Below are 5,231 nucleotides of genomic sequence, written 5' to 3' on the forward strand. Positions count from 1 at the left end.
CAAAGCTATGGCAGCCTCGTTTTTGGCGTAACTTCGCAAAGCCCTTTCCCGTTATCTGCAATTCTAAACAAAAATATCGCTACAAATGCTAAATATTGAAAAAGTCGAACTAAAACTTAGTAGATTTGATAAATTTCTTGATATTACAGGTTATATTTTATTAATTCTATATTGGATTATGGTAATTATTGCATTTCAAAAGTTACCAGAAGAAATTCCCGTTCATTACAACGGTGCAGGAGAAGTAGATGCTTTTGGACCGAAAAATTCAATTTTTATGCTACCTGCAATTGCAACACTTCAAATCTTTTTGTTGTCAGCATTAATTAGAAATCCTAAAAATCTAAATTTTTCTAATAAAGAAAATCTTGAACAACAAATTATAAATACAACAAAAACAATTAGATTTCTAAAAGTTGGAATTTTAATCGTGTTCATTTTCATTGATTACAAAACAATCAAAATCTCGTTAGAAGACAAAAATGGAGGTTTAGGAATTTGGTTTTTGCCACTTTTCCTGACATTAATACTTATCCCTGTAATTATTAATATTTATAAATCTTGGAAATTGAAACAACAAAAATAAAAGAACTGCAGATAACATAGTATTTGCAAAAGGCGGGGTTGAATATTTAATAGAACTATTCGTTGCATTTAGTCGCGCCTGCTTTTTCGTTCCACAATTTTTTTGTAGTTTAGTTCCACGAAAAAAGCATTCGCTTCGGTTGGTCGAAATTGAACTTTTCGTCCAATTTAGCCCGCCCTTCGCAAATACTTTTTCCGTTATGTGCAATAATTTAACAAAATTGCGTTAATGAATGAAATTGACCGAAAAATTTACGAATACAATAATAAACCTGATGCAAAATTTTCAGGATTGTCTCCTTACGAACTTCACGAATTAATTCATCTTCCCTTTCACGAAGAATGTCCGATTCAATTGCAAAATGAAATTGATTCTAATGTTCTAGATAAAATTCCATTTTTCAAACTCTGTGAAGAATTCTTAAAAATTCTGAAAAGAGAAGAATTCATAAAATTGACTCCACTTGGTGCACTTCCTAAAAAAGTAATGGTTGAGCTGTATGCATATAGATTTATAACGGATAAAATGATTGAAAATGGAATTTCAAAACTTTCAAGGGAACAAGATTCAATCGCTATACAAAATGCAAAATATGTATGTGAAATAGCAAAATTGACAAAAAAAAGAGAAGGAAAATTATCTCTAACTAAAACTGGAGAAAAACAGCTTGAAAATAGAGAATCACTTTTTAAACTAATTCTCACAACATTTTCTTTTGATTTTAATTGGGCAATTAATGATGGTTATCCAAATGAACCAATTGCTCAATATGGGAATTTGTTTACAATTTATTGTCTTTTAAAATTTGGAAAAACAGAAAATACAACACAATTTTACGCAGATAAATATCTTCAAATTTTTGAAAAATTCCTGCCATTATTTAATGATCTATTCGACAGAAAACCTGAAAAGCAGTTTTCAAGTTGCTATGAAATAAGAAGTTTTTATCGTTTTACAGATTGGTTCGGATTTACACAAACTTCCGAAAAAAAATATGGCGAAATAAGTAATACGAAAGCAACCGAAATACTAGATAAAATTTACAAGTTTACACATCTAAAAGAATAAATATTACTGCACATAACATTGTATTGGCAAAAAACGGGGTGAATATTGTCATTGAGAATTCAGTTATCAAAATACGCAAAAATGCTTTTCATATTTCTTTTTTTAGTAATTTAGAAACCTGAAAAAGCATTTTGCTCAGGTTCGGTTTTCCTTTGGAATTGTCTGCAAAGTAGCCCGTCCTTCGCCAATACTTTTTCCGTTAGGCGAGATTTTAAAACACCACTCATATGAATTGTTACAATTGCGGAATTGAATTAACTGCTGAAAATAAAACTAGAGAACATATTCCAGCTAAAAATTTATTTAATGGTTATTCGGATGAATTTAAATTAAATAGAATTGTTGTTCCTGCGTGCTTTGGCTGCAATAATCAATATTCTCAAATTGATCAAGAAATTCGTGATGTAATTGGAGTTTTAAACGATGATAATGAGTTACAAAAAGAAGTAACACGACAAGCTGTAAAATCTATCATGCGAAAAAGCAATTGGGTAAATAGAGTTAATATGGGCGAAGAAGAGTTACAAAATATATCGGTAAATTTCAAATATAATGATTTAAGAGAATTACATTTAAAAAACTTCAAAGGTGTATTTTTTTACGATTATAAATTTCCCCTACCCCAAAATTTCAGTTTAGAAATTATTGCTGAAGGAGATGAAGAAGATCCAAAACTTGTTGAAATAAAAAAAATGATCCAAAACTATTTGAAAACTAAAGATTGGAAAGTTTCTGGACATGAGGATGTTTTTAAATATAGATTAGCGATGCTAAACTTAAGAGAAGAAAGCGAGAATTTTGATTTTAGTGAAACAAACAAAATAGAAGATTGTGATTTAATAATCTGTGAAATCTACTATCATAACGTAATAAATCCAATAATTTTTGCAGCTGAAAACAAATATTTAGATGAAGTTGTTGATAATAAAAACCTCGCCTAACATGGGTTTGGCGCAATGGCGGGTTAAGGTTAAAATTGAAGTTTCGGCTTTCTATTCCGCAAAAAGCCAATTATATTGACTTTTTTCTTAAATTTATTCAATTAATTGGCTTTTGCTTACCGTGTCGCTAAATTGAAACTTTTAGCTTCAATTTCCGCCACTGACGCCAAGCCCAGAAACGTTGTACGACATTTTAGAAAGATTCCGCTTAAAACAAAAATTTTGGATTGATTTAACTTTTTCCTATATTTGTATCCAAATGAATACAAAATGTACTTTATTGAGAAAACGAATGAGTTTGACAAGTGGTTCCGAAAATTAAAAGATATCCGAGCAAAGGCTAAAATCTTGTTCCGAATCCAGAAATTACAAAACGAAGAACATTTTGGAGATTGCAAACCTGTTGGAAATGGAATCAGCGAATTGCGAATAAATTTTGCAAAGGGCTACAGAATCTATTTCAAAGAGACAGATGGAAAAATTATTATCTTGTTAATTGGCGGCGACAAATCAAGCCAACAAAAAGATATAGAAAAAGCGAAAGAAATTTGGGAAAAAGTAAAAGAATAAAGAATGGATATTTCAAAATTTGACATTGCAGATTATTTGGACAGCAACGAAATGATTGCTGAATATCTTAATGTTGTCCTTGAAGAAGGCGATGATTCTGAAATTGTTGTAGCAATTGGTAATATTGCAAAAGCAATCGGAATGACAAAAATTGCAGAAGAAACAGGAATGAGCAGACCGAGTTTGTACAAAGCACTTTCTGAAGGTGCAAAACCACAGTTTTCAACAATTATGAAAGTTTTGAAAGCAGTTGGCGGACAAATAAGAGTTAATCCTATAACTGCATAAAAAAAAACGTCGTACAACATGGGTTTGGCAAAAGCGGGGCGGAGAGTTATCATTTAGAAGATTTTCGCAATTTTCCCCGCAAAAAACCATTTCGTTTTTTTATTTTTTGTAATTTTGAAAAAACGAGAATGGTTTTTGCTCGGTTCGGGTTTAGTTGGAGTTTCCGTCTTTCTTATCCCCGCCTTCGCCAAGCCCTTTTCCGTTGTCTGCAATCTCGCTACAAATGCAATTTTATAAATTAATTTTTAACAAATTCCGGACAACGGGCGGGCAAAAAACTAACCAAATATTTTTCCATTTCGACGTCCTTAACTTCAAAGTGAAGTAAATCGGGAAAGTTTTAAAAATTATGAGCGATAATTTAGAAAAAAAAGAAATTCACCTAGACAAAAATGAATTAAAAAAGCAAGGATTAATAATTGGAAAAGCAATGTTATTTTCATTTTTGATTCTATTTATTATTGCGTTGTTTGGAGAATGTGGTGCTTATAATGGAGCGGGCAGTTATACTTATAGTGATCCTTATTATAAGGTTACCTATTATGGTGTTTTAGGACAAGCAGAATTTAATAATGAATGGTTTCCATATAATGGTCCAGCAAATTTTTTTCAGAAGATTTATATTGCATACATTCCGCTTATTTTGAAAGTGAATTTTATGACTTTCTTTATTTTATCTTTTGTAATTTACCTGATAATCAGAAAAACAAAAAACTACACGATAAAAATTAAATAGATGAAATATTTTTTCTCCTTCATTTTCATGTTGATAAGCTCCTTTTATTTTTCACAAATCCAAAAAGAAGTAGATAATGGAATTTTTGTAAATTTTCCAAATTCTCCAACATATAAAACTGTACAAAACACATCTACTCTTATTAGCAAAACAGAAAATTCTCTAACAATGGTCATTGTACAAAGAAATGTTATTCCAGATTACTCAAATTATTTGATTGCTGAAAAAAAATGGTCTGAAAGTGAAAGAAAAAAAGTCGCAGATTCATTTTTGGACAATGTGGTCAAAGGAAAATTAGATTATACAGGAAATACAGGAAATGTTTCAGAAATGAAAATTGGAAAATATTATGGTAGACTATTATCTTATTCGGCAATAAATCCTTCTACAGGAGAAAGAAATGAAAGATACTCTGTAATTTTATTCGTCAGAGATAAGATGTTAAATTTTGAATGTTGCCAACTTAATAATAATTCAAATTTTTTAGCTGAAAAAAACAAATTTTTAAATTCAATAAAAACAAAATAATGGACGGAAATTTTGTGAAATTTGTGTATCGAATAGACAATCAAGTTTTATATGCAAAAATAGAAGATATAATAAATTTGGAATATGAAAACAAAAAGTGGCTTTGGGACATTCCAAAAGAAAATATTATAAAAACCTATAAAAAAGTAGGAATAAGATTTGAAGAGTTTGAGGATATTGCTTTAGAAAACCTATAAATGACATTGCAAATAAGTAATCATAATTTCATTTTTGAATATATTGAACAATAAAGAGACTGCAGACAACATTGTATTGGCAAAATGCGGGGTTAAATGTATAATAGAAAGATTTGTTACATTTATCTGCCGCCGCTTTTCATATTGTTTTTTTTCTTAATTTAGACAATCTGAAAAAGCATCGGCTTCACGCAGTCGAAATTGAACTTTTCGTCCAATTTAGCCCGCACTTCGCCAATACTTTTTCCGTTATCGGCAATAATATCGCCGTTTCAGAAATCTAGTGCAACAAATGTTAAAATAATTAACACAATTTT

General features: G+C 30.1%; 8 protein-coding genes. All 8 read left to right on the forward strand.

The annotated features are described in order from the left end of the window. The first annotated feature begins 85 nt into the window (after positions 1-85). The 8 genes from RT037_RS13585 to RT037_RS13620 all read left to right on the forward strand — a co-directional run bounded on the left by RT037_RS13585 (position 86) and on the right by RT037_RS13620 (position 4,914). Positions 86-586, forward strand: coding sequence for a DUF1648 domain-containing protein (locus tag RT037_RS13585; protein WP_313032279.1), 501 nt, complete (start codon positions 86-88; stop codon positions 584-586). Between the two features lie 228 nt (positions 587-814). Next, complete coding sequence (locus RT037_RS13590; RefSeq protein ID WP_313032282.1) at positions 815-1,654, forward strand: hypothetical protein; 840 nt, start codon at positions 815-817, stop codon at positions 1,652-1,654. 227 nt (positions 1,655-1,881) lie between these two features. Next, on the forward strand, positions 1,882-2,595 hold the full coding sequence (locus RT037_RS13595; RefSeq protein WP_313032285.1) for a hypothetical protein: 714 nt from the start codon (positions 1,882-1,884) through the stop codon (positions 2,593-2,595). 270 nt (positions 2,596-2,865) lie between these two features. After that, positions 2,866-3,165, forward strand: coding sequence for a type II toxin-antitoxin system RelE/ParE family toxin (locus tag RT037_RS13600; protein WP_243551158.1), 300 nt, complete (start codon positions 2,866-2,868; stop codon positions 3,163-3,165). 3 nt (positions 3,166-3,168) lie between these two features. Then, on the forward strand, positions 3,169-3,453 hold the full coding sequence (locus RT037_RS13605; protein WP_055041555.1) for an addiction module antidote protein: 285 nt from the start codon (positions 3,169-3,171) through the stop codon (positions 3,451-3,453). Positions 3,454-3,802: 349 nt separating this feature from the next. Continuing rightward, positions 3,803-4,189 (forward strand): hypothetical protein, encoded by a 387-nt coding sequence (locus RT037_RS13610; protein ID WP_313032293.1) that lies wholly within the window; start codon positions 3,803-3,805, stop codon positions 4,187-4,189. Next, positions 4,190-4,717 (forward strand): hypothetical protein, encoded by a 528-nt coding sequence (locus RT037_RS13615; RefSeq protein WP_313032295.1) that lies wholly within the window; start codon positions 4,190-4,192, stop codon positions 4,715-4,717. Next, positions 4,717-4,914, forward strand: a complete 198-nt coding sequence (locus RT037_RS13620) for a hypothetical protein (protein WP_313032298.1) — start codon at positions 4,717-4,719, stop codon at positions 4,912-4,914. Before RT037_RS13615 ends, RT037_RS13620 begins: the two co-directional genes overlap by 1 nt. The last annotated feature ends 317 nt before the right edge of the window (positions 4,915-5,231 follow it).

The sequence above is a fragment of the Soonwooa sp. genome, from assembly GCF_032062245.1.
In the GTDB taxonomy this organism is placed as follows: domain Bacteria; phylum Bacteroidota; class Bacteroidia; order Flavobacteriales; family Weeksellaceae; genus Soonwooa.